The sequence below is a fragment of the Neobacillus massiliamazoniensis genome (assembly GCF_001048695.1).
GTDB lineage: Bacteria > Bacillota > Bacilli > Bacillales > Cytobacillaceae > Neobacillus > Neobacillus massiliamazoniensis.
The window spans coordinates 859,634-879,702 of record NZ_CVRB01000004.1; the positions used below are offsets into that span (position 1 = coordinate 859,634).

Sequence of the window (20,069 nt, forward strand, 5' to 3'; positions counted from 1 at the left end):
CCCGTAATCCCGCAGGACGTTGAATCAGCATCCTTGAATCAACACACCGCACGAAGGAAATGCGATAGTATTTTCGAGGATCTCGCGCCTTCCGCTCCAATCAACATAGTTTTAAAAATCAACAATAATCTTTAACACAGCTATTAAAACACAAATGACCTTTTTGCCTGTAATTTTTCCTGAAGCCTTTTTTCATTTATCTTAAACCCAATACCAGGTTCTCCCGGTACATGAATAAACCCATTTTCTACTCCCACTTCTGGAAAAATAATATCTTCTTCCCAAAATCGATTGGAAGCAGAAATATCACCAGGTATGGTAAAGCCAGGGAGCGAAGCGAGAGCAATATTATGGGCGCGCGAAATCCCAAATTCAATCATGCCGCCGCACCAGACCTCAATCCCTCTATCATAGCAATAATCGTGAATTCTCTTTGCTTCATAAAGCCCACCAACACGTCCAACTTTGATGTTGATGATTTTACAACTGCCTAATTCAATCGCCTTCCTTGCATCAGCAAAAGTAACAATGCTTTCGTCTAGACAAATAGGAGTTTTTAGCTCCTTTTGTAAAATGGCGTGTTCTACAATATCATCATAGGCTAGCGGTTGTTCAATCATTAGCAGATTTAATTCGTCAAGGGCTTTTAATCGGTCAAGATCTTTTAAAGAATAGGCTGAATTAGCATCCGCCATAATAGGTAGGTTGGGATAATAGCGACGGATTTCTGATAAGAAAGAATAATCCTGGTGCGGATTAATCTTCACTTTAACACGCTGATAGCCGTCTTCTAGGTATTTTTCAATGTCTTTTAATGCCCTTGTGACCGAATCTGCAGCAACCACGACTCCGGAGGCTACCTTCTCGCGAGTACCACCTAATATTTTTGCAAGGGGTTTTGATTGTTGCTTGGCATATAAATCCCATAGAGCTGTTTCTAAAGCTGCTTTCGCCATATGGTTTCTTCGAATTGATTGAAATAGGTGCGAGACCTCTTCAGGCTGCTTGATTGTCTGCTTTTGCAACAATGGGATTAAAAAATCTGACAGCATATGCAAACATGTCTCTACCGTTTCTTCCGTATACCATGGGGAAGAAAAGGCCACCCCTTCCCCATACCCTTTATTGCCATCTGCGTCCGTAACTTCCACAATTATTCCCTGCCGTTCTCTGACAGTATCTAAATGTGTAATGAATGGCGTTTTCAGAGGGATTTGAATGACGTAAATCTGAACAGATCTAATTTTCATTCTTTGTCACTTCCCTCTTTAATCCATTCCCAAAGTTTCCTTCGCAGTAGTTTTTTAGCCGCATTTCTTGGTAGACTTTTCGTAAAATAAAATCCTTTAGGAACCTTATATTTTGCTAACCGATCAAGGCAAAATTGGACTAGCTCCTCTTCCGACAATGTGCTACCTTCTTTTTTAACAATAAAGGCTGCAGGGACATGGCCCCATTTGGCATCTTCCATTCCCGTTACTCCTGCATCTACAATATCCGGATGTGCTAAAAGAACAGCTTCTAATTCAGCGGGATATATATTTTCTCCACCTGAAATGATTAAATCAGAACGCCGGTCAAGTACGAATAAAAAGCCTTCATCATCCAGGTAACCTATATCACCCGTATACAGCCAGCCATCATGAATCTTTTCTCTTGTTACCTCAGGCCGAAATAAATACCCTTTAGTTACGTTTGGTCCTTTAACTACAATTTCACCGGGCTTCCCCTTTGATGCAGCCTGACCATCCTCCAGTTCAATCTTTATTTGTGCAGGAAACAATGGTTTCCCAGCAGAGCCAAGCTTGGATAGACTATATTCAGGAGAAAGTGTGACAATTTGTGAGGCTGTTTCTGTCATTCCATATGACTGAAACACGGGAATATTTTTCTCTACACATTTCTCTAATAATGGCAAAGGTGCAGGGCCGCCTCCAAGGAGCATGCAGCGGAAATGGTTAGGGAGACTCTCCTCTTTTAGATGGTCGACAATTCTTGTAAGTGTCGTTGTAACAACTGACATTATGGTAACTTTTTTTTCGGTTAGATCTTTCAGTGTTTTTTCAACATGAAAGCTTTCATGTAGAACAATTGGCATTCCATAAATGACACTGCGCATGAGAATGGAATACCCACTTATATGAAAGAGCGGAACTGCACAAAGCCAGCAGTCATGGTCATTAATTCCTAAATTTAACGCAGAGCCAACAGCACTCCACCAGTGATTGCCATACGTTTGCATGACACCTTTTGGGTTTCCTGTTGTCCCTGACGTATACATAATCGTACAAACTTCTGATAAACTGATTTCCTCTTGAATGACAGGTATTTCTTTTTCCACAGCAAACAATTCTTCTTTTATTATTTGCTTTGGTAGTCCCATATTTGAAAAAGCAGTTTCCGTGATTAGAAATGCAGCCTTTGAATCAGTTAATTGCCAGGTGAGTTCTGTGGGAGTTAGGCGGTTGTTCAGGATTACAGCCTTGACCCCTAACAATTGGAGGGCGAATAAAATGATTACGGTGTCCAAATGAGTTTTCAACAAAACTCCTACATATTGATCTTTTCGTAAACTCAGCTTTTGGAGCTTTCCTGCTGTATCGTAAGCACGGTCATAAAGCTCTTGAAATGTTAGAGTCTCGTCGTGAAAATAAATTGCGGTCCTTTTTGGTGTTAAAAATGCCCTTTTCAGTAGAAAATTCGGCATAAATTCATTGTTCATGCCAGTCACCTTTCTAAGACAATGCCTTCATTTTTATTTTTGGCTGTGTTAAACTTGCCTGTTGATTTGCGCTCCGGGCGCTTCTCTTTCCGCGGGCGTTCCGGGGAGCCTCCTCGGCGCTTAAGCGCCTGTGGGGTCTCCCGCAGGACGTTGAATCAGCATCTTTGAATCAATACCGCACGAAGGAAATGCGATAGCATTTTCGAGGATCTCGCGCCTTCCGCTCCAATCAACATAGTTTCAAAAATCAACATTGACCTTTAACACAGCATTATTTTTTTAATACTTTTAAATCAGTTTCTATTGGATATCGAGAATTTTCGGTTGATATGCGCGAATCTTATTTTTCATTATAAAAACAGCCTGATGGAGACCATCAAGCTGCTAAGAAAACTACAAATTAAGGAAAACGCGGGAACTGACCGAAGTCTGGCTTACGTTTTTCTTTAAAGGCATCGCGGCCTTCCTTCGCTTCATCCGTTGTATAGTAAAGCAATGTTGCATCGCCTGCAAATTGTTGAAGTCCCGCTAATCCATCCGTATCCGCATTCATGGCCGCTTTTATGAAACGAAGTGCAGTTGGGCTCTTTTCAAGCATTTCTTCACACCATTTTATCGTTTCTTCTTCAACCTGCTCAAGTGGGACAACGGTATTTACTAAGCCCATATCAAGTGCTTCCTGAGCATTATATTGACGGCATAAATACCAAATTTCGCGCGCTTTCTTATGACCAATGATTCTAGCAAGATAGCCTGAACCATAACCGGCATCAAAGCTTCCTACATTTGGCCCAGTTTGACCAAAGACCGCATTATCTGCGGCAATCGTTAAATCACAAACTACATGGAGTACGTGTCCGCCGCCAATAGCATATCCCTTAACCATTGCGATAACAGGTTTAGGAATAACACGGATTAAACGTTGTAAATCAAGAACATTTAAACGTGGAATTTGATCTTCTCCAACGTATCCTCCATGTCCACGTACTTTTTGGTCTCCCCCAGAACAGAATGCCTTATCCCCAGCGCCTGTTAATACAATAACGCCAACTCTTTCATCGTCACGTGCATAGGCAAAGGCATCGATTAATTCCATTACCGTCTTCGGTGTAAAAGCATTATGTACGTGCGGGCGATTAATCGTGATTTTGGCTATACCGTTATAGGTTTCATATATAATTTCATCATATTTTCGTCCTGCGACCCATTCTACTGTCAAAACGAAACCCTCCTTATGATTTATTTAATAAAAGGCTGTGTTAAACTTGTCTGTTGATTTGCGCTCCAGGTGCTTCGCTTTCCGCGGGCGGTCCGGGGAGCCTCCTCGGCGCTTATGCGCCTGTGGGGTCTCCCCTGCCCCGTACTCCCGCAGGAGTCTTCGCACCTTCCGCTCCAATCAACATAGTTACAAAATCAACAATGTCCTTTAACACAGCCTAATAAAAAGTCACTTACTATTGTACCAAACTTTTCACGTTCTTCCACATGAATTGCATGTCCACTGTTTTTCACAACGTCCCATTTGGCGTTTTTAATAACCTTACTCATTTTTTCTGCAATCATACAGAACTTTTGATCAAGTTCACCGGTTAAAAGCAACACTTCACATGAAAGCTGATCCAAACTCTCCCACCAAGAAGGCTGCGATCCGGTTCCCATTCCAATCAGACTACCTGCAAGCCCATTCGGTAAATGACTCAATCTTTGCTTTCTTATCGCAACCTTTGCCGCTGGAGATAAGCGTTTCATTGTCTCAAAAAGCGGTATACCCTCCCAATAATCAACAAAAGATTCCATTCTATTTTCCATAATAAAATTTGCAAGTTCTGTATCTTTCATACGCCGTATTTCTCTTTCAGACTCAGTAGCAAGCCCAGGAGATGCACTTTCTAAGATTAATTTCCGAACTTTGTCAGGGAAAAGGATTGCAAAGGTTAGGGCAAGCCGTCCTCCCATCGAATAACCAAGTACATCGACTTGTTGGACCCCCATTTTATCAAGGATTCCATTTACATCATGCGCAGCTGATTCTATCTGATAACGGCTTAGTTCACCTGGAGATTCCGTCTTTCCGTGTCCTATAATATCAGGCATGATGAGCTTCGATTGACTCCCCCATTCAGAACAAAACGGGAACCATGTTGAAGCATCCCCGGTAAATCCATGTAACAGAAGAAGTGGAAACCCTTCTCCACATAATTCGACATGATAGCGAATTTCATCGATTAAGACATTCATCTTCTGGTCCCTTTTACAAAATTTGATATTTCCAGGGAAACCATACTCCAAAATTCGCGATGTTCCTCCAGATTTCTGTCCCTTCTTGTCACAATTTCATAGACATTTAAGCCATTTAAATCTGCTGAACGATTCATTAAATCAGCAATATGCGCCCAGTTTGTAATTCTGGTAAACCGGCCATTATACATTCGAACAACATGCTCAAAATCCAAATCTAATGGGGTTCCAAACAGAAGTTCGTAATTTTTCTGGTACTCTGATTGTGGTAAAAATGAAAAAATTCCCCCGCCGTTATTGTTTATAAGAATGATGTGAATATCAATGTCATAAAGCTTAGCGGCAAGTAGCCCATTTAAATCGTGGAAGAAGGTTAAATCCCCTAGCACAAGGTACATTTGCTTTGAGTAGATTGCTGCACCTAAAGCGGTAGAAATCGTTCCATCAATACCATTTGCTCCCCTATTAGCCATCACTTTAATGGATTTATTATTGTTAATAAAAAAGCTATCCAAATCTCTTATTGGCATACTATTTCCGACAAAAAGAGTAGCGCCTTCAGGAAGCATTTCGGATATTTGAGAAAAAAGCTTACTTTCACTTAAATCCGTGGAATTCTTTATTAGCAGCATCTTTTCTTTTGTAAGTTTGTTGATGTTTTTCCAATCATCCATAAATCCTGAAGAGGATTGTTTTTCTATGAAGTTTAAAAGGTTTTCACAAAAAAGAGTTTCGTCGCAGAAAATCATGTTTGTTGTTAAGGCTGAAGGATCCCTCCAACCACCGCCACTGTCAATCACATACTGATCAGCTTCATGATTTTCCTTTAAGAAAACTGTTAACGCTTTCGAAACAGGCATAGCTCCAAAACGGAGAACAACATCTGGTTTTAAGATCGATTTAGCGTCTTCATTCCGTAGAAAAGTATCGTAAGTTTCAATAATATATTCATTGCTATGTTTCCCACTTCTAAGCTGTGATAAAGGATCCGCTAAAATAGGGAAGTTTAAGACAGCAGCCAAGTTGGTCACGGCATTAGCAAATCCAGAGTCCTCGATATTACCGCAAACAATGATTCCTTTTTTGCAGTCTTTAAGGATTTTGGCAATTTCTTTGATTGTATCATCATTGATGGTTAAATCTCCATTATGTACCTGTACATAACCAGTCGGTCGCTCTGTTAGTTCAAACAACGAATCATCCAATAAAGGAATCAGCGGCTCCCGAAACGGAAAGTTTAAATGAACCGGACCAGCAGGAGCTTGGATAGCAATAGCTGCAGCCCGAGCACAAACCGTCCGGGCATAACGAATAGTATCATGATTTTTTTCCGGCAAGGCCATTTCTGAAAACCATTTTACATGCTGCCCGTATAAATGAATTTGATCGATTGCCTGAGGTGCACCTACATCCCTTAATTCATGTGGCCGGTCAGCCGTCAGAACGATTAAAGGAACCCTGGAATAACGTGCCTCCACAATCGCAGGAAAATAGTTTGCAGCTGCAGTACCTGAAGTACAAAGGATTGCTGTTGGCCGATTCGTGGCCTTTGCCATTCCCAATGCAAAAAAAGCAGCGGAGCGTTCATCTACATGGATATGCAGGTTTAAGTTAGGATGCTCTGCCATAACCATTGCCATTGGCGTTGACCGCGAACCTGGACTTACAACGACATCTGTTATTCCAGAAAAAACAAGTTCTTGCACAAAGGCCGCAATATAAGCGGTTAAAGCTTCTTGATGATGCATTTTATTCCCCTCCGATGGCTCGTAACATAGGTCTAAACTTCAAACCTGTTTCCAAATATTCACTTTCAGCATCTGAATCTGCAACGACTCCACATCCGGCAAACAATGAGGCTTCCTTGCCCTGAATAAGACCTGAACGAATCGAAACAGCAAATTCTCCGTCCCCATTGTAATCAACCCAGCCAAGTGGAGCAGCATAAAAGCCACGGTCAAGATCTTCTACCTGTCTAATTTTCTCTACTGCTCCTATTTTAGGAAGACCGCCAAGTGCAGGCGTAGGATGTAGCCTTTCTACTAATAGCAGCAATGATGTGTCCTGATGGCATTTTCCAATGACCGGTGTATATAGGTGCTGAATATCGCGTATTTTCATTAATTGTGGTTTTGCAGGAAGAATGACCTCTTGGCATGATTCCTCCAATGCTTCTTTAATCATTTCCACAACAAAACCATGCTCAATCAGATTCTTTTGATCGTTTAGTAATTGCTCACCAAGAATTTTATCTTCCCGCTCTGTTTCCCCGCGCGGAATCGAACCAGCTAGACAAGTCGAAAAAACATTTTCCCCTCGTTTTTTTACAAGCCTCTCTGGCGAAGCTCCAATAAAACAATCTCCATTCGATTCAAAAGCAAAAATAAAACTGTCATGCTGTTGCTTGAACAAATGTGAAAGAACAGCATCAGTTTCGATGATATCATCAAATAATAAGCGAAGTTCACGGGCAAGGACTACTTTTTTTAACGGACCGGCCTTTAAATCCTTAACGACTTCCTCTACTGTTTTTACCCAATTTTCCGGTAAAATTTCAAGGGTTTCAACAAGATTGGCCCGTTTTGAATCATTCCTATTATGTAGAGAGGTGAAAATCTCATTTCTCTCCTCCATGATTTTATTAAATAATGAATCATCATCATTAGGGGTGCAAACAATATTTGTTGTTAAAAAGGTTTGACCTTTCATGATGCTTAACATATATTTAGGTAAATGAAACAAAGAATCCGCAAACTTTGACCAAAGATTTGTTTTTTCTTTACTTGGGTCAAATGAAAAGCCACCAAACATAACAGGACCTATTCCCATTTCCTTATAGGGATTAAAAATCAGGCTATCTGTTAAAAAATTTTTCCATTCTTTTTCAACATGAAAAAAGCGGTCAGTAACCTGATCCGACTGAATTTGTTTGGAAATGCCAAGTCCAACTAGGACATTCTCATCTGATGGATCTTTCCAGAAAAATCGTTCACCCAAAAAGCGATTTTTTCCACAATTGAAAAAGGATATAGGGTTAATCATATCGATCTTATGAACTTCACAAAATAAAACTGGTCTGCCCAGCTCTTTCGCACGTTTAACAGCCAAAAAAACTCTTTCTTTTAATTCCGTTTCCTGAATGGTAACCAAAAAAATCCCTCCAAAACAGTCAAAATGACTGTTATCCATTCACTTTAAGCCTATTTTAAGATACTACTCCAATGGTTAAGAAGTCAATATCACTTGATACTGTCTACCCTTAATTCATACCTTATTATATATTAAAATCTCATTTATTTCATTTTCCCTCTATCGGATAAATTATAAAGCAGGGATTATCTTCTAGTTAGACCTGCAAAAAGTCATTGACACTCTCCTTTAGATTCCATACACTAATGTTTTGAAGGACCTTAATCCTACAAGAGATTTAATATAGATTCTTTTTTAAAAGGGGAGGGAACAAATATGCAGCCAAATGTCCAGCATGGTTCTAAGCCTCCTGTTGAAGCAAACCAAGGCTTTCAAGTATGGTGGCAAATGATCCGGCCTCATACATTAACAGCATCGTTCGTTCCAGTATTGCTCGGTACAGCTCTTGCTCTAAGGACCGGCCATATTCATTTTGGCCTTTTTGTTGCTATGCTTATTGCAAGTATTTTGATTCAAGCGGCTACCAATATGTTTAATGAGTACTTTGATTTTAAACGCGGCCTTGATAACGAGCATTCTGTCGGAATTGGCGGAACGATTGTGCGTGATGGAATTGAGCCAAAGACCGTCATCAATTTGGCGTTTGGATTTTACGGGATTGCACTATTATTAGGGGTATATATTTGTGCAAATAGCAGCTGGTGGCTAGCCGTAGTGGGGCTTCTTTGCATGACAGTTGGTTATTTTTATACCGGAGGGCCTCTGCCAATCGCCTATACGCCATTTGGAGAAATATTTGCTGGTTTCTTTATGGGAATGATGATTATTTTAATCTCATTTTTTATTCAAACGAGAACCGTTGATAGTACCAGCATTCTCGTTTCTGTTCCAAGCCTGGTTCTTGTTGGTCTTATCTTGTTATCCAATAACATACGTGACCTAGATGGCGATAAAGAGAATGGTAGGAAAACATTGGCTATTTTGTTAGGCAAGAAGCGGGCCATTTATTTATTAGCAGGGATGTTTACTTTCGCATACCTTTGGATTATTGCTCTCATTATTTTTGGTGTTGCACCAATTTGGGTAGCACTTGTCATTCTGAGTGTACCAAAGGCCATCAAAGCGACATTAGGATTTGTAAAAAATTCCTTGCCGATTCAAATGGCGCCGGCCATGAAAGCAACTGCACAAACGAACACAATTTTCGGATTTTTATTAGCAGTAGGAATTTTTATTGGACATTTCTTCTCATAAGAAAAAAGGCTTCTGCCGAATTAATAATTCAGCAGGAGCCTTTTTTTATACGGGCTTTATCCCCCAGATTTCATCAGCATATTCTTTGATCGTGCGGTCACTTGAAAAATAACCAGCGTGAGCAATATTGTTTAGGCTCATTTTTTGCCATTGTTGCTGCTTTTTATAGGACTCCCCGATGATTTCTTGTATACCCGCATAGGAAGCAAAGTCCTTTAAGACATAATATTGATCATTTTCTCCAAGAAGAGAATCAAAAATAGGTTCAAATTCATTTTGAACACCTGGAAAAAATCCATTTACGAGCTGATCAACAGCCTGACGGATCCTACTGTCATGATGATAATACTCAATTGATTGGTAACCCCCGTGTTGCTGATAATGGAGTACCTCGGAAGCACTTAGACCAAATGTAAAAATATTAGCATCACCTACTAACTCGCGAATCTCAATGTTAGCTCCATCTAATGTTCCTACCGTTAATGCTCCGTTGATCATAAATTTCATATTCCCCGTACCTGATGCTTCTTTACTGGCAGTTGAAATTTGTTCGCTAACATCTGACGCAGGAAAGATTTTTTCTGCCAACGACACTCGATAATTTTCTAGGAAAATCACTTTGATTCGATCAGCTATTTGTAGGTCTTGATTTACTTTATCAGCTACGGTGTTTATTAATTTAATAATTTTTTTTGCATAATAATACCCTGGAGAGGCTTTTGCACCAAAAATGAATACCCTTGGGGCGCACTCAAAACTCGAATCTTCTTTTATACGATTGTAGAGGTACATAATATGTAAAACATTTAAAAGCTGACGCTTATATGCATGAAGCCGTTTTACCTGTACATCAAAGATGGAGTTTGAATCAACTGCTATACTGGTTTTCTCATAAATAAAATCGGCAAGTATTTGCTTATTTTCTGTTTTTATTTTTGCCATTTGCTCTAAAAAAGAGGAATCATTTTGATACCTTAACAAACCGGACAGCTCACTTGCGGAATGGATCCATGATGTCCCAATCGAATCCGTTATTAGTGCTGATAATTTCGGATTTGCCTTTAAAAGCCAGCGCCGATGAGCGATTCCATTTGTTTTATTGTTGAATTTATTCGGAAACAACTGATAAAACAAATTCATTTCCCGGCTTTTAAGAATTTCAGTATGAAGCTTGGCTACTCCATTTACACTATAACTCCCAACAATCGCCAAATGCGCCATCTTAACATATTCATCTGCAATGATGGCCTGTTTTGCAATCCGTTCCCAATCTCCTGGAAACCTATTCCATAACTCCTCGCAAAAGCGGCGATTGATTTCTTCAACAATCATATAAATCCTTGGCAGCAATGGACGAAATATTCGAAGAGGCCATTTCTCTAGTGCCTCAGAAAGGGTAGTATGATTCGTATAGGAAATAGTATTGGTGGTAATAAACCACGCCTCATCCCAATCAAATCCATCCTCGTCAATTAATATTCTCATCATTTCTGGAATAGCTAGAACAGGATGTGTATCGTTGATATGAATACACACATGCTCATGCAGAGAATGTAAGCTACCATACAGTTTTCGGTAGTTTTTTAAAATAGTTTGAATGCTTGCTGATACTAAAAAATATTGCTGCTTTAACCTTAAAATTTTCCCTTCGTCATGGCTGTCATCCGGATAGAGAATTTCTGAAATGGATTCCGTTTCTCTTTTATATTTTAATATATCCTTATGAGGAGAAAATTGGGATGGCTCAGCATTCCACAACCTTAACGTATTGACTGTTTTTGACATATAGCCAATTACCGGCAAATCGTAGGGTACAGCGTTTACTGTTTCAGCATTTAAATGGTGAAACACAAGGCGGCCATTTTCCATCCTTGTTTCCACCTTCCCCCAAAAGGAAATACTCACGGCTAAATCTGACTTGTTTACCTCCCAAACATTGCCGTTCCGAAGCCATTGTTCTGGTAATTCAACTTGGTAACCATCCACAATTTTTTGTTCAAATAAACCATGCTTATATCTAATTCCATATCCATGACCAGGAAGATGAAGGGAAGCCAGTGAATCTAAAAAACAAGCGGCTAGTCTACCTAAGCCGCCATTGCCTAAACCTGCATCTGCTTCCATTTCTTCCATATCACTCAAACAAATTCCCAGATCCATTAAACCGGATTCAACAATATCCTCAATGCCTAAATTAATTAAATTTTGCCGGAGAAGTTTCCCTAATAAATATTCAATTGATAAATAGTACACTTGCTTTTGCTTGCCCTTCATGTACCTCTCATTAGTCATAATCCAATCATTGCTTACAAATTCTCGAACCATAGACCCTAGCGCCTGATAATTGTCCTGTAGGGAACATTCCGAAAAGCTCTTGCCGCTAGACATCTCAAGTCTTTTTAAAAAGATTTGCTTGAATTCATCTTTGTTAGAAAACATGTGTTTCACTCCTTGAGATTACCTCTGCATACAACTGATTATACTTGAATGCAGATTGTGCCCAGCTGTGATCTACTTCCATAGCATGCTTAATAATAGTATTCCACACTTTTTTATCATGATAAATACTGATTGCCCTTTGGATTGTATAAAGCATGTCATGAGCATTGAAATGACTGAAAGAAAAACCATTCCCTTCTCCAGTGAACTCATTCCATGCTTTTACTGTATCATTTAGACCACCCGTCTCTCGTACAATTGGAACCGTCCCGTATCTCATCGCAATCAGCTGTCCAAGCCCACAAGGTTCAAACAAAGATGGCATTAAGAATAGGTCACCTGCTGCATATAGCTTGTGAGCAAGTTCCTCATTAAATCCGATATTTACTTTTAATTTATCCGGATAAATGCGCGCTGCCTGCCTAAAGTGTTCCTCATATTCATTATCACCGGTTCCAAGAATAATAAATTGTACATCTTCTTGCAAAATGTCGGGTAGGACACATTTGACAAGGTCTAGTCCCTTTTGCTTTGTTAACCTTGTAATCATCACTATTAAGGGAGTTTTAGATGTTTCCGGTAACCCGAAAAGCTTTTGAATCTCTTTTTTATTAACAGATTTTTTATCAATATTAGTAAGAGAATAAGTTTGATAGAGAAAAGAGTCAGTTTCCGGATTATAGAAATCCTCATCAATTCCATTTAATATACCTATAAGATCCTCTTTTCTTAACTTTAGTAGACCATCGAGCTTCTCACCATAATTAATCGTTTGAATTTCCTCTTTATAAGTTGGACTAACCGTTGTTATTTTGTCCGCCGCCACAAGGGCAGCTTTCATAAAATTCATATTTCCAAAAAACTCCAATTGACCAGAGTGAAAGGAGCGGTAATCTAAGCCCAATAAATCCCCTAACACTTCTTTTGGAAAAATCCCTTGGAATTGAAGATTGTGAATCGTGAAAACGGTTCGGATTAGACTATAACCCTTTCGCTTGTAATACTCTTTTCTTAACAGAAAAGGAATCATCGCCGTATGCCAATCATGGCAATGCAAAACATTTGGGAAAAAATCAAGCTGTTTTAATGCCTCCAATACGGCACGATTAAAATATGCGAACCTTTCTCCGTCATCGTAAAAGCCGTAAAGCTTCTCTCTTTTAAAATAATATTCATTATCGACAAAATAATAGGTAACATCCTGATAAGAAAGTTCTTCAATCCCGCAATACTGGTTTCTCCACCCTACTGATATCGAAAATTCTGTTACTTTTTTCATTTTCTTCTTAAAATCATCGGAGATAGATCCGTATTTTGGCAGAATAACTCTCACATCTGTCCCAAGACTTTTGAGTTCTTTAGGAAGAGACCCGGCAACATCGGCAAGTCCTCCAGATTTCACAAACGGACCACATTCGGCAACAGCAAATAATACTTTCACGAATTCATCAACGCTCCTTGTTTCGTCCCTTTCCGAATGACAAATGGGGAATGAGGAGTACCCTTTAAATGAGTTCCAGCCTCAACTTTCACATCTTTATCTAAAATAACGGAATCCAAGATACAATCTTCTTCAATTTGACACTTCTGCATAATGATACTATTCTTTATGACTGCACCTTTTCCAATGGTAACTCCTCTAGCGATAATACTATTTTCAACCATACCATTGATGATACAGCCATTGGCAATCATCGCATGCTTCACGGATGAGCCTTTTATATATTTTGTTGGAGGTTCATCCTTAACTTTTGTTAGAATTGGCTGCTCCTTTAAAAATACTTGTCTCCAAATATCTGGTTTGAGCAATTCCATGCTAGTAGAAAAATAGCTTTGAATCGAGTCAATCATCGTAGCATACCCGCTATAATTGTAATGACAAATCGAATAATCATGGTGAATATTACTGACAACATCCTTCATACATGTATATCCGGTTTCATTCCTCGTTTCAATCAATTTAATCAGTAAAGAAGTTTTTATTAAATACATTTCCATTGAACTTCCATCCTGATGGCGAATTTCGGTAATGTCGCACCCTGAGTGCATATGCCACTCTAACAGTGGTCGAAAATTGAAATTAAAAACCGTATAGCAGTTTGCTATGATGGAATACTCTTGTGTACTACGGTAAAAGTAATCAAGATTTGCTGCAAAGTGGTCAAAGGATCCGACTCGATTAGGCGTACGATCATTTATTGGGGAAGGAAAAAAGAAGAGACCATCCCTTTTTCGATTCAGGTCCCAATTCTTCCCCGACCCGAGATGATCCATTAGTGAGCGACACTGTAATTTAGGAAATATCGCTACACTTCGAATACCTGAATTCACCATATTTGAAAGAACAAAGTCAATCATGCGGTATCGTCCTCCAAATGGCAATGCCGCTAAAGAACGGTGCATTAATAATTCCTCTAAATCATCATGAAAAGTAGTTGCATCAATTACCCCTAATAGCTTTCTTTTCAAATCCTTTCCCTCCATTTAGAAATACGTAAGCGCCTCTTTTGATTGAAACTAGACAAATCTCAACTTATAGTACAATTAATTTTTAATAGCAGGATCAGGATAAATCCCACTTAACATTTCCTCTGTTACAAGAATAATTTCTCCGTCTAAAGAGCGAATAACAGTTCCATCCGGTATAGTTACATCGCAAGGAACGATGGCTTTTTCAATAAAGCAATTTTTCCCAACAGATGCATCAGGCATGATGACGGATTCTATAATTTTCGACCCCTTTTCGATCGTAACACTTTGGAATAAAACCGATTTCTCTATTTCACCTTCAATCGTACAGCCTTCATTGATTAAAGACTCTTTAATGTTTGCATCAGGTGAAATATATTGTGGAGGCTGGTTTGGATTGACAGTATATATCTTCCATCCCTGATCAAATAAATCAAGATCACAATTCTCATTTAAAAGGTCCATATTGGCTTCCCACAGACTCTGAACAGTTCCAACATCCTTCCAATACCCTTTAAAAGGAAAGGCATACAGCTTCTTATTTTCTTCAAGCAGGAGCGGAATGACGTCTTTGCCAAAATCATGGCTAGAATCTGGATTCCTGTCATCCATTTCCAGATATTCCTTCAGTACATTCCAGCTAAAAATATATATGCCCATCGATGCGAGATTATTTTTAGGGTTGGACGGTTTTTCCTCGAATTCTACTATTCTCATATCCTCATTTGTGTTCATAATCCCAAAGCGGTTTGCCTCTGCCCATGGAACTTCAATAAGGGAAATCGTGACGTCAGCCCTTTTTTCTATATGGTATTCAAGCATGCTCTCATAATTCATTTTGTATATGTGATCTCCGGACAGGATTAAAACATATTCAGGTTGATATTGCTTTAAATAGTTTAGATTTTGAAAAATCGCACTTGCCGTCCCTGTGTACCATTTTACTTCCGATGACTCAGCGTATGGGGGTAAGACGGTTACCCCGCCATCCTTGCGGTCAAGATCCCATGCACTCCCAATTCCAATATAGGAATTTAAGACAAGCGGTTGATACTGCGTTAAAACTCCAACTGTATCAATTCCGGAGTTGGAGCAATTACTTAATGTAAAATCAATGATGCGATACTTCCCCCCAAAAGGAACAGCTGGTTTCGCAAGATTCTTTGTCAGAGAATTAAGTCTGCTTCCCTTCCCTCCTGCTAACAGCATAGCTACGACCTTTTTCTTTGCCATTACCTTTTCGCTCCTTTCGTTTTTTTACCGGTCTTATAATTGAAAATCCAAATGGTGGAATGGATATATGGACGGAATATGGTTTACCATGAAATGGTTCCGTTGCTGCCACTATTTTCTTTTTATTCACCAAACCCCCACCACCATATTTTTCATCATCACTATTGAAAACTTCTCGAAATTCTCCGTCTTTTGGAACCCCAATCTGATAATTTTGATAACTAACACCAGTGAAGTTGCAAATAATGAAAAGGAAATCCTCTTCCTTTTTTCCTTTTCTAATAAAGGAAAAAATAGACTGGGTATTGTTATTTACGTCAATCCATTCAAAACCATCCTGCATATGATCAAGTTCATAGAGCGCTTTAGAACGTTTATAAAATTTAATTAATTCTTTAACATATGAATTTAATTTTTGATGCTTGTCATATTCCAGCAAGTTCCAATCCAATTGCTCTTTATCTTTCCATTCCGAAAATTGACCGAATTCAAACCCCATAAATAACAATTTTTTCCCCGGATGTGCAAACATATAGCCTAATAACAATTTGAGCTGTGCGAATTTTTCCCAATATTTTCCCGGCATTTTATCAAGCAATGACTTTTTCCCATGAACCACTTCATCATGTGAAAATGGAAGCATAAAGTTTTCCTGAAATGTATACAACAGCGAAAAAGTCACTTTTGAATGGACACTTGAACGATGATAAGGCGGTGTCTCCATATATTCAAGCATGTCGTTCATCCAGCCCATATTCCATTTGTAATCAAAGCCTAAGCCGCCATAGCAGACTGGTGCCGTCACTTGTGGAAAGTCTGTTGAATCCTCTCCAATCATTAAAAAATATGGATCATATTCATAAACTTCCTTGTTTAATTTTTTCAAAAATTGAATACCAAAAGGATTTTCAATTCTTCCTTCAGAATTTGGCCAATAAATCATATTCGCAACAGCGTCCATTCTGAATCCATCGATATGGAAATTATCGATCCAGAAAAATGCGTTAGAAATAAGAAAGCTTTGTACTTCTCCTTTTCCTAAATCAAAGTTAGCAGTCCCCCAAATGTAATTTTCTCTATCAATATGGTTGGAATAAGAAAAAAGGTGTGTTCCATCAAAACGATAGAGACCATGAGCGTCCTTACAAAAATGGCCAGGAACCCAATCAAGAATGACCCCAATTCTATGCTGATGACATTGATCAATAAAGTATCGAAAATCATCCGGTGTGCCATACCTCGATGTAACTGAATAATAGCCTGTTCCTTGATAGCCCCAGGACGCATCGAGGGGGTGCTCTACGAGTGGCAGCAATTCAATATGAGTAAACCCGTGTTCAATTACATAAGGAATAAGCTCAGAAGCTAACTCCCTATACGTTAAAAATTCTTCATTATCCTTCTTTCTCCATGATCCTAAATGGACTTCATAAATAATCGAAGGTTCTGATAAAGTATTTTCCTTTTCCCTACGTTTAAGCCACTCACTATCTTGCCACTCATAATTTTGTAATGAATAAACAATTGATGCTGTATTCGGTCTTATTTCCGAAAAAAAACCATAAGGGTCTGCCTTTAGAAACCTTTCACCTGATCGAGAAAGTATTTCATACTTATATAAACTTCCCTCTAAGTTTTCTGGAATAGCAATCATCCATACCCCTTCATTGTTTACTCTTTGCAATTCATATCCAAACCCATCCCAATTGTTAAAATCTCCAACCACGCTTACTTGTTCAGCATTTGGAGCCCATACGCAAAATCGGGTTACGACTTGTTCGGAATTATTTAAGATATGAGCGCCAAAAAGCTGATGACTTTGGAAAAGGCTTCCTTCATGAAATAAATGCAGCTGATAATCAGTAGGAACTAGCGTTTTTACTGTCATGGATCCCCTCATCCTCATTGAAAATATGTATTACAATGACCAATTATAAATGCAAATGGGTAATATTCCCCGAAAAATTTTTTTATCTTTTCTGACAATAAAAGATATGGAATGCTATAATTCGCTAATTTTCGTCAAGATGCAACATGAATTGACAAATTATTCATCAATATTCGACAATAATCTATTAAACTTTTTATAATTTTTTGGTGAATTGGGATAAAAAATATTATTTTATCTATTAAAAAAGCTACGATTTAATTTGCCCTATTTAGCAGAATGTAAGCGATACCAAAGGATTAAATAAAATATCGTTGTCGGGATTTATTATTCTGAAATAATATTTTTGAATAAAATAGTGGAATTATACTATGCTTAGATCCAGTGATAAAGATAGATGATTTGGAAGGTATGAAACATAGGTGACGTAAAAAAGATTCGTGAACTATATCTTATTTTTCACGAATCTGGGTACTTATTACAGTTTAGACGCTATGAAAGGAAAAAATGAAGCTAATAATGGCTATTAGCTTCAAAATAGCACCCACGTAAGAGAATAATGAAGCTAATAAAGGCTATTAGCTTCAAAATAGAGGCTACGTAAGGAAATAATGAAGCTAATAAAGGCTATTAGCTTCAAAATAGCGCCCACGTAAGAGAATAATGAAGCTAATAAAGGCTATTAGCTTCAAAATAGAGGCGAAGTAAGAAAATAATGAAGCTAATAAAGGCTATTAGCTTCAAAATAAAGGCTACGTAAGGAAATAATGAAGCTAATAAAGGCTATTAGCTTCAAAATAGCGCCCACGTAAGAGAATAATGAAGCTAATAAAGGCTATTAGCTTCAAAATAGAGACCACGTAAGGAAATAATGAAGCTAATAAAGAATATTAGCTTCATTATTAAGAAATTAAATGAAAAAAGTAAAAACCAATCTAGTTTACAAATAAAGTTTTGTTCAGGATTCATAACAGGACCATTGAGCAAAGCCTATCGACTTCATTTGCAAAATTATCCATTTTATAGCTTCTGATGGAACAAGCTTGTACCAATCAAAGATATCATTTGTAGTAATTCCGTCATCTAAAAATAGTAACATGATTAAAGGAATGTAAATATAAATATTAATAGTAAAAGCAACATCCTAGTTTAACAAAGTTTTCTTAAAAAAACAAAAAAACTAATGACCATTTGTCATTAGTTTTTTCGTATGACCCCTACGGGATTCGAACCCGTGTTACCGCCGTGAAAGGGCGGTGTCTTAACCGCTTGACCAAGGGGCCTTGAAATTTCTGGCAGAGAAGAAGGGATTCGAACCCTCGCGCCGGTTACCCGACCTACTCCCTTAGCAGGGGAGCCCCTTGAGCCACTTGGGTACTTCTCTAAATGGCTCCGCAGGTAGGACTCGAACCTACGACCGATCGGTTAACAGCCGATAGCTCTACCACTGAGCTACTGCGGAACAAAAAATATTTTATTATGGTGGGCCTAAATGGACTCGAACCATCGACCTCACGCTTATCAGGCGTGCGCTCTAACCAGCTGAGCTATAGGCCCATATTGGAGCGGGTGATGAGAATCGAACTCACAACAACAGCTTGGAAGGCTGTGGTTTTACCACTAAACTACACCCGCATACATGGGGCGGCTGATGGGAATCGAACCCACGAATGTCGGAACCACAATCCGATGCGTTAACCACTTCGCCACAACCGCCACTATTATATTTTAAAGGTGGCTCAGGACGGAATCGAACCGCCGACACAAGGATTTTCAGTCCTTTGCTCTACCGACTGAGCTACTGAGCCATAAAGATGGCGGTCTGGACGGGACTCGAACCCGCGACCTCCTGCGTGACAGGCAGGCATTCTAACCAGCTGAACTACCAGACCAAATTGCGGAGGCAGGATTTGAACCTGCGACCTTCGGGTTATGAGCCCGACGAGCTACCAGACTGCTCCACCCCGCGACGGTAAAAATAATTTGTTCAAAAATAATATGGCGGAGGAAGAGGGATTCGAACCCCCGCGCGGTTTAACCCGCCTGTCGGTTTTCAAGACCGATCCCTTCAGCCGGACTTGGGTATTCCTCCGTATTATAAAACTAAATGGTGGACCTTGTAGGACTCGAACCTACGACCGGACGGTTATGAGCCGTCTGCTCTAACCAGCTGAGCTAAAGGTCCAAGTTATATTTGGTAGCGGCGGAGGGGATCGAACCCCCGACCTTACGGGTATGAACCGTACGCTCTAGCCAGCTGAGCTACACCGCCAAATATAAAATTGAAATATGGTGGAGCCTAGCGGGATCGAACCGCTGACCTCCTGCGTGCAAAGCAGGCGCTCTCCCAGCTGAGCTAAGGCCCCAAAAGATAATAAGAATGGTCGGGAAGACAGGATTCGAACCTGCGACCCCTTGGTCCCAAACCAAGTGCTCTACCAAGCTGAGCTACTTCCCGCAAATATGGCGCGCCCGAAAGGAGTCGAACCCATAACCTTCTGATCCGTAGTCAGACGCTCTATCCAATTGAGCTACGGGCGCAATATTTGATTAAAATGGTGCCGAGGACCGGAATCGAACCGGTACGGTAGTCACCTACCGCAGGATTTTAAGTCCTGTGCGTCTGCCAGTTCCGCCACCCCGGCAAAATTGGAGCGGAAGACGGGATTCGAACCA

The 20,069-nt window shown here is 39.4% G+C and carries 12 protein-coding genes and 16 tRNA genes; 1 reads left to right on the forward strand and 27 read right to left on the reverse strand.

Going from position 1 to position 20,069, the window contains the following annotated elements:
• Nucleotides 1-143: 143 nt before the first annotated feature.
• The 6 genes from menC to BN1082_RS22090 form a co-directional block, all read right to left on the reverse strand.
• Entirely contained in the window at nucleotides 144-1,250 is a 1,107-nt protein-coding gene (gene menC / locus BN1082_RS22065; RefSeq protein WP_090638332.1) for an o-succinylbenzoate synthase, read from the reverse strand.
• Nucleotides 1,247-2,722 carry an o-succinylbenzoate--CoA ligase gene (locus BN1082_RS22070; RefSeq protein ID WP_090638335.1) on the reverse strand — a complete coding sequence of 492 codons (1,476 nt, stop codon included), beginning with the start codon at nucleotides 2,720-2,722 and terminating at the stop codon, nucleotides 1,247-1,249. Before BN1082_RS22070 ends, menC begins: the two co-directional genes overlap by 4 nt.
• Before the next feature lie 400 nt (nucleotides 2,723-3,122).
• Complete coding sequence (gene menB, locus BN1082_RS22075) at nucleotides 3,123-3,941, reverse strand: 1,4-dihydroxy-2-naphthoyl-CoA synthase (protein WP_090638338.1); 819 nt, start codon at nucleotides 3,939-3,941, stop codon at nucleotides 3,123-3,125.
• A gap of 194 nt (nucleotides 3,942-4,135) precedes the next feature.
• On the reverse strand, nucleotides 4,136-4,960 hold the full coding sequence (menH, locus tag BN1082_RS22080; RefSeq protein WP_090638340.1) for a 2-succinyl-6-hydroxy-2,4-cyclohexadiene-1-carboxylate synthase: 825 nt from the start codon (nucleotides 4,958-4,960) through the stop codon (nucleotides 4,136-4,138).
• The gene (gene menD / locus BN1082_RS22085; protein WP_090638343.1) at nucleotides 4,957-6,708 is read right to left on the reverse strand and encodes a 2-succinyl-5-enolpyruvyl-6-hydroxy-3-cyclohexene-1-carboxylic-acid synthase; all 1,752 of its coding nucleotides are present in this window, start codon (nucleotides 6,706-6,708) and stop codon (nucleotides 4,957-4,959) included. Before menD ends, menH begins: the two co-directional genes overlap by 4 nt.
• Before the next feature lies 1 nt (nucleotide 6,709).
• Complete coding sequence (locus BN1082_RS22090) at nucleotides 6,710-8,110, reverse strand: isochorismate synthase (RefSeq protein WP_090638346.1); 1,401 nt, start codon at nucleotides 8,108-8,110, stop codon at nucleotides 6,710-6,712.
• Nucleotides 8,111-8,425: 315 nt separating this feature from the next.
• Between BN1082_RS22090 and BN1082_RS22095 the strand changes: the two genes are divergently transcribed.
• Nucleotides 8,426-9,364, forward strand: coding sequence for a 1,4-dihydroxy-2-naphthoate polyprenyltransferase (locus BN1082_RS22095; RefSeq protein WP_090638348.1), 939 nt, complete (start codon nucleotides 8,426-8,428; stop codon nucleotides 9,362-9,364).
• 45 nt (nucleotides 9,365-9,409) lie between these two features.
• Here the strand turns inward: BN1082_RS22095 and BN1082_RS22100 are convergent, their stop codons facing one another.
• The 21 genes from BN1082_RS22100 to BN1082_RS22200 form a co-directional block, all read right to left on the reverse strand.
• Complete coding sequence (locus BN1082_RS22100) at nucleotides 9,410-11,803, reverse strand: glycogen/starch/alpha-glucan phosphorylase (RefSeq protein ID WP_090638351.1); 2,394 nt, start codon at nucleotides 11,801-11,803, stop codon at nucleotides 9,410-9,412.
• Nucleotides 11,793-13,244: a glycogen synthase GlgA gene (gene glgA, locus BN1082_RS22105; protein ID WP_090638355.1), complete on the reverse strand. Its 1,452-nt coding sequence runs from the start codon at nucleotides 13,242-13,244 to the stop codon at nucleotides 11,793-11,795. The genes BN1082_RS22100 and glgA overlap by 11 nt, the downstream gene beginning before the upstream one ends.
• Nucleotides 13,241-14,272, reverse strand: a complete 1,032-nt coding sequence (locus tag BN1082_RS22110; RefSeq protein WP_090638358.1) for a GlgC family sugar phosphate nucleotidyltransferase — start codon at nucleotides 14,270-14,272, stop codon at nucleotides 13,241-13,243. Before BN1082_RS22110 ends, glgA begins: the two co-directional genes overlap by 4 nt.
• Before the next feature lie 75 nt (nucleotides 14,273-14,347).
• Nucleotides 14,348-15,505 carry a glucose-1-phosphate adenylyltransferase gene (locus BN1082_RS22115; RefSeq protein WP_090638361.1) on the reverse strand — a complete coding sequence of 386 codons (1,158 nt, stop codon included), beginning with the start codon at nucleotides 15,503-15,505 and terminating at the stop codon, nucleotides 14,348-14,350.
• A complete protein-coding gene (gene glgB / locus BN1082_RS22120) occupies nucleotides 15,447-17,393 on the reverse strand; it encodes a 1,4-alpha-glucan branching protein GlgB (RefSeq protein ID WP_090638364.1) in 1,947 nt (648 codons plus the stop codon). Before glgB ends, BN1082_RS22115 begins: the two co-directional genes overlap by 59 nt.
• 1,211 nt (nucleotides 17,394-18,604) lie before the next feature.
• Nucleotides 18,605-18,676, reverse strand: a tRNA-Glu gene (locus tag BN1082_RS22125).
• A 10-nt stretch (nucleotides 18,677-18,686) separates the two neighbouring features.
• Nucleotides 18,687-18,777: transfer RNA gene (locus BN1082_RS22130), tRNA-Ser, on the reverse strand.
• A gap of 3 nt (nucleotides 18,778-18,780) precedes the next feature.
• A tRNA-Asn gene (locus BN1082_RS22135) sits at nucleotides 18,781-18,855 on the reverse strand.
• Nucleotides 18,856-18,873: 18 nt separating this feature from the next.
• Nucleotides 18,874-18,950 (reverse strand) — tRNA-Ile (locus tag BN1082_RS22140).
• 4 nt (nucleotides 18,951-18,954) lie between these two features.
• A tRNA-Gly gene (locus BN1082_RS22145) sits at nucleotides 18,955-19,028 on the reverse strand.
• Nucleotides 19,029-19,033: 5 nt separating this feature from the next.
• Nucleotides 19,034-19,109: transfer RNA gene (locus BN1082_RS22150), tRNA-His, on the reverse strand.
• Between the two features lie 19 nt (nucleotides 19,110-19,128).
• A tRNA-Phe gene (locus BN1082_RS22155) sits at nucleotides 19,129-19,201 on the reverse strand.
• 7 nt (nucleotides 19,202-19,208) lie between these two features.
• Nucleotides 19,209-19,285 (reverse strand) — tRNA-Asp (locus tag BN1082_RS22160).
• A gap of 3 nt (nucleotides 19,286-19,288) precedes the next feature.
• Nucleotides 19,289-19,362: transfer RNA gene (locus BN1082_RS22165), tRNA-Met, on the reverse strand.
• Nucleotides 19,363-19,392: 30 nt separating this feature from the next.
• Nucleotides 19,393-19,485: transfer RNA gene (locus tag BN1082_RS22170), tRNA-Ser, on the reverse strand.
• Nucleotides 19,486-19,501: 16 nt separating this feature from the next.
• Nucleotides 19,502-19,578: transfer RNA gene (locus tag BN1082_RS22175), tRNA-Ile, on the reverse strand.
• Nucleotides 19,579-19,588: 10 nt separating this feature from the next.
• Nucleotides 19,589-19,665 (reverse strand) — tRNA-Met (locus tag BN1082_RS22180).
• An 18-nt stretch (nucleotides 19,666-19,683) separates the two neighbouring features.
• Nucleotides 19,684-19,759, reverse strand: a tRNA-Ala gene (locus BN1082_RS22185).
• A gap of 15 nt (nucleotides 19,760-19,774) precedes the next feature.
• Nucleotides 19,775-19,851: transfer RNA gene (locus BN1082_RS22190), tRNA-Pro, on the reverse strand.
• 6 nt (nucleotides 19,852-19,857) lie between these two features.
• Nucleotides 19,858-19,934: transfer RNA gene (locus BN1082_RS22195), tRNA-Arg, on the reverse strand.
• A gap of 15 nt (nucleotides 19,935-19,949) precedes the next feature.
• Nucleotides 19,950-20,038: transfer RNA gene (locus tag BN1082_RS22200), tRNA-Leu, on the reverse strand.
• Nucleotides 20,039-20,069: the final 31 nt, after the last annotated feature.

Excerpts from the sequence above, each read along its gene's own strand:
- BN1082_RS22100 (WP_090638351.1), bottom strand. The coding sequence starts at position 11,803 with ATGTTTTCTAACAAAGATGAATTCAAGCAAATCTTTTTAAAAAGACTT.
- BN1082_RS22070 (WP_090638335.1), bottom strand. The coding sequence starts at position 2,722 with ATGAACAATGAATTTATGCCGAATTTTCTACTGAAAAGGGCATTTTTA.
- menC (WP_090638332.1), bottom strand. The coding sequence starts at position 1,250 with ATGAAAATTAGATCTGTTCAGATTTACGTCATTCAAATCCCTCTGAAA.
- BN1082_RS22115 (WP_090638361.1), bottom strand. The coding sequence starts at position 15,505 with ATGGCAAAGAAAAAGGTCGTAGCTATGCTGTTAGCAGGAGGGAAGGGA.
- menD (WP_090638343.1), bottom strand. The coding sequence starts at position 6,708 with ATGCATCATCAAGAAGCTTTAACCGCTTATATTGCGGCCTTTGTGCAA.
- glgB (WP_090638364.1), bottom strand. The coding sequence starts at position 17,393 with ATGACAGTAAAAACGCTAGTTCCTACTGATTATCAGCTGCATTTATTT.
- menH (WP_090638340.1), bottom strand. The coding sequence starts at position 4,960 with ATGAATGTCTTAATCGATGAAATTCGCTATCATGTCGAATTATGTGGA.
- BN1082_RS22095 (WP_090638348.1), top strand. The coding sequence starts at position 8,426 with ATGCAGCCAAATGTCCAGCATGGTTCTAAGCCTCCTGTTGAAGCAAAC.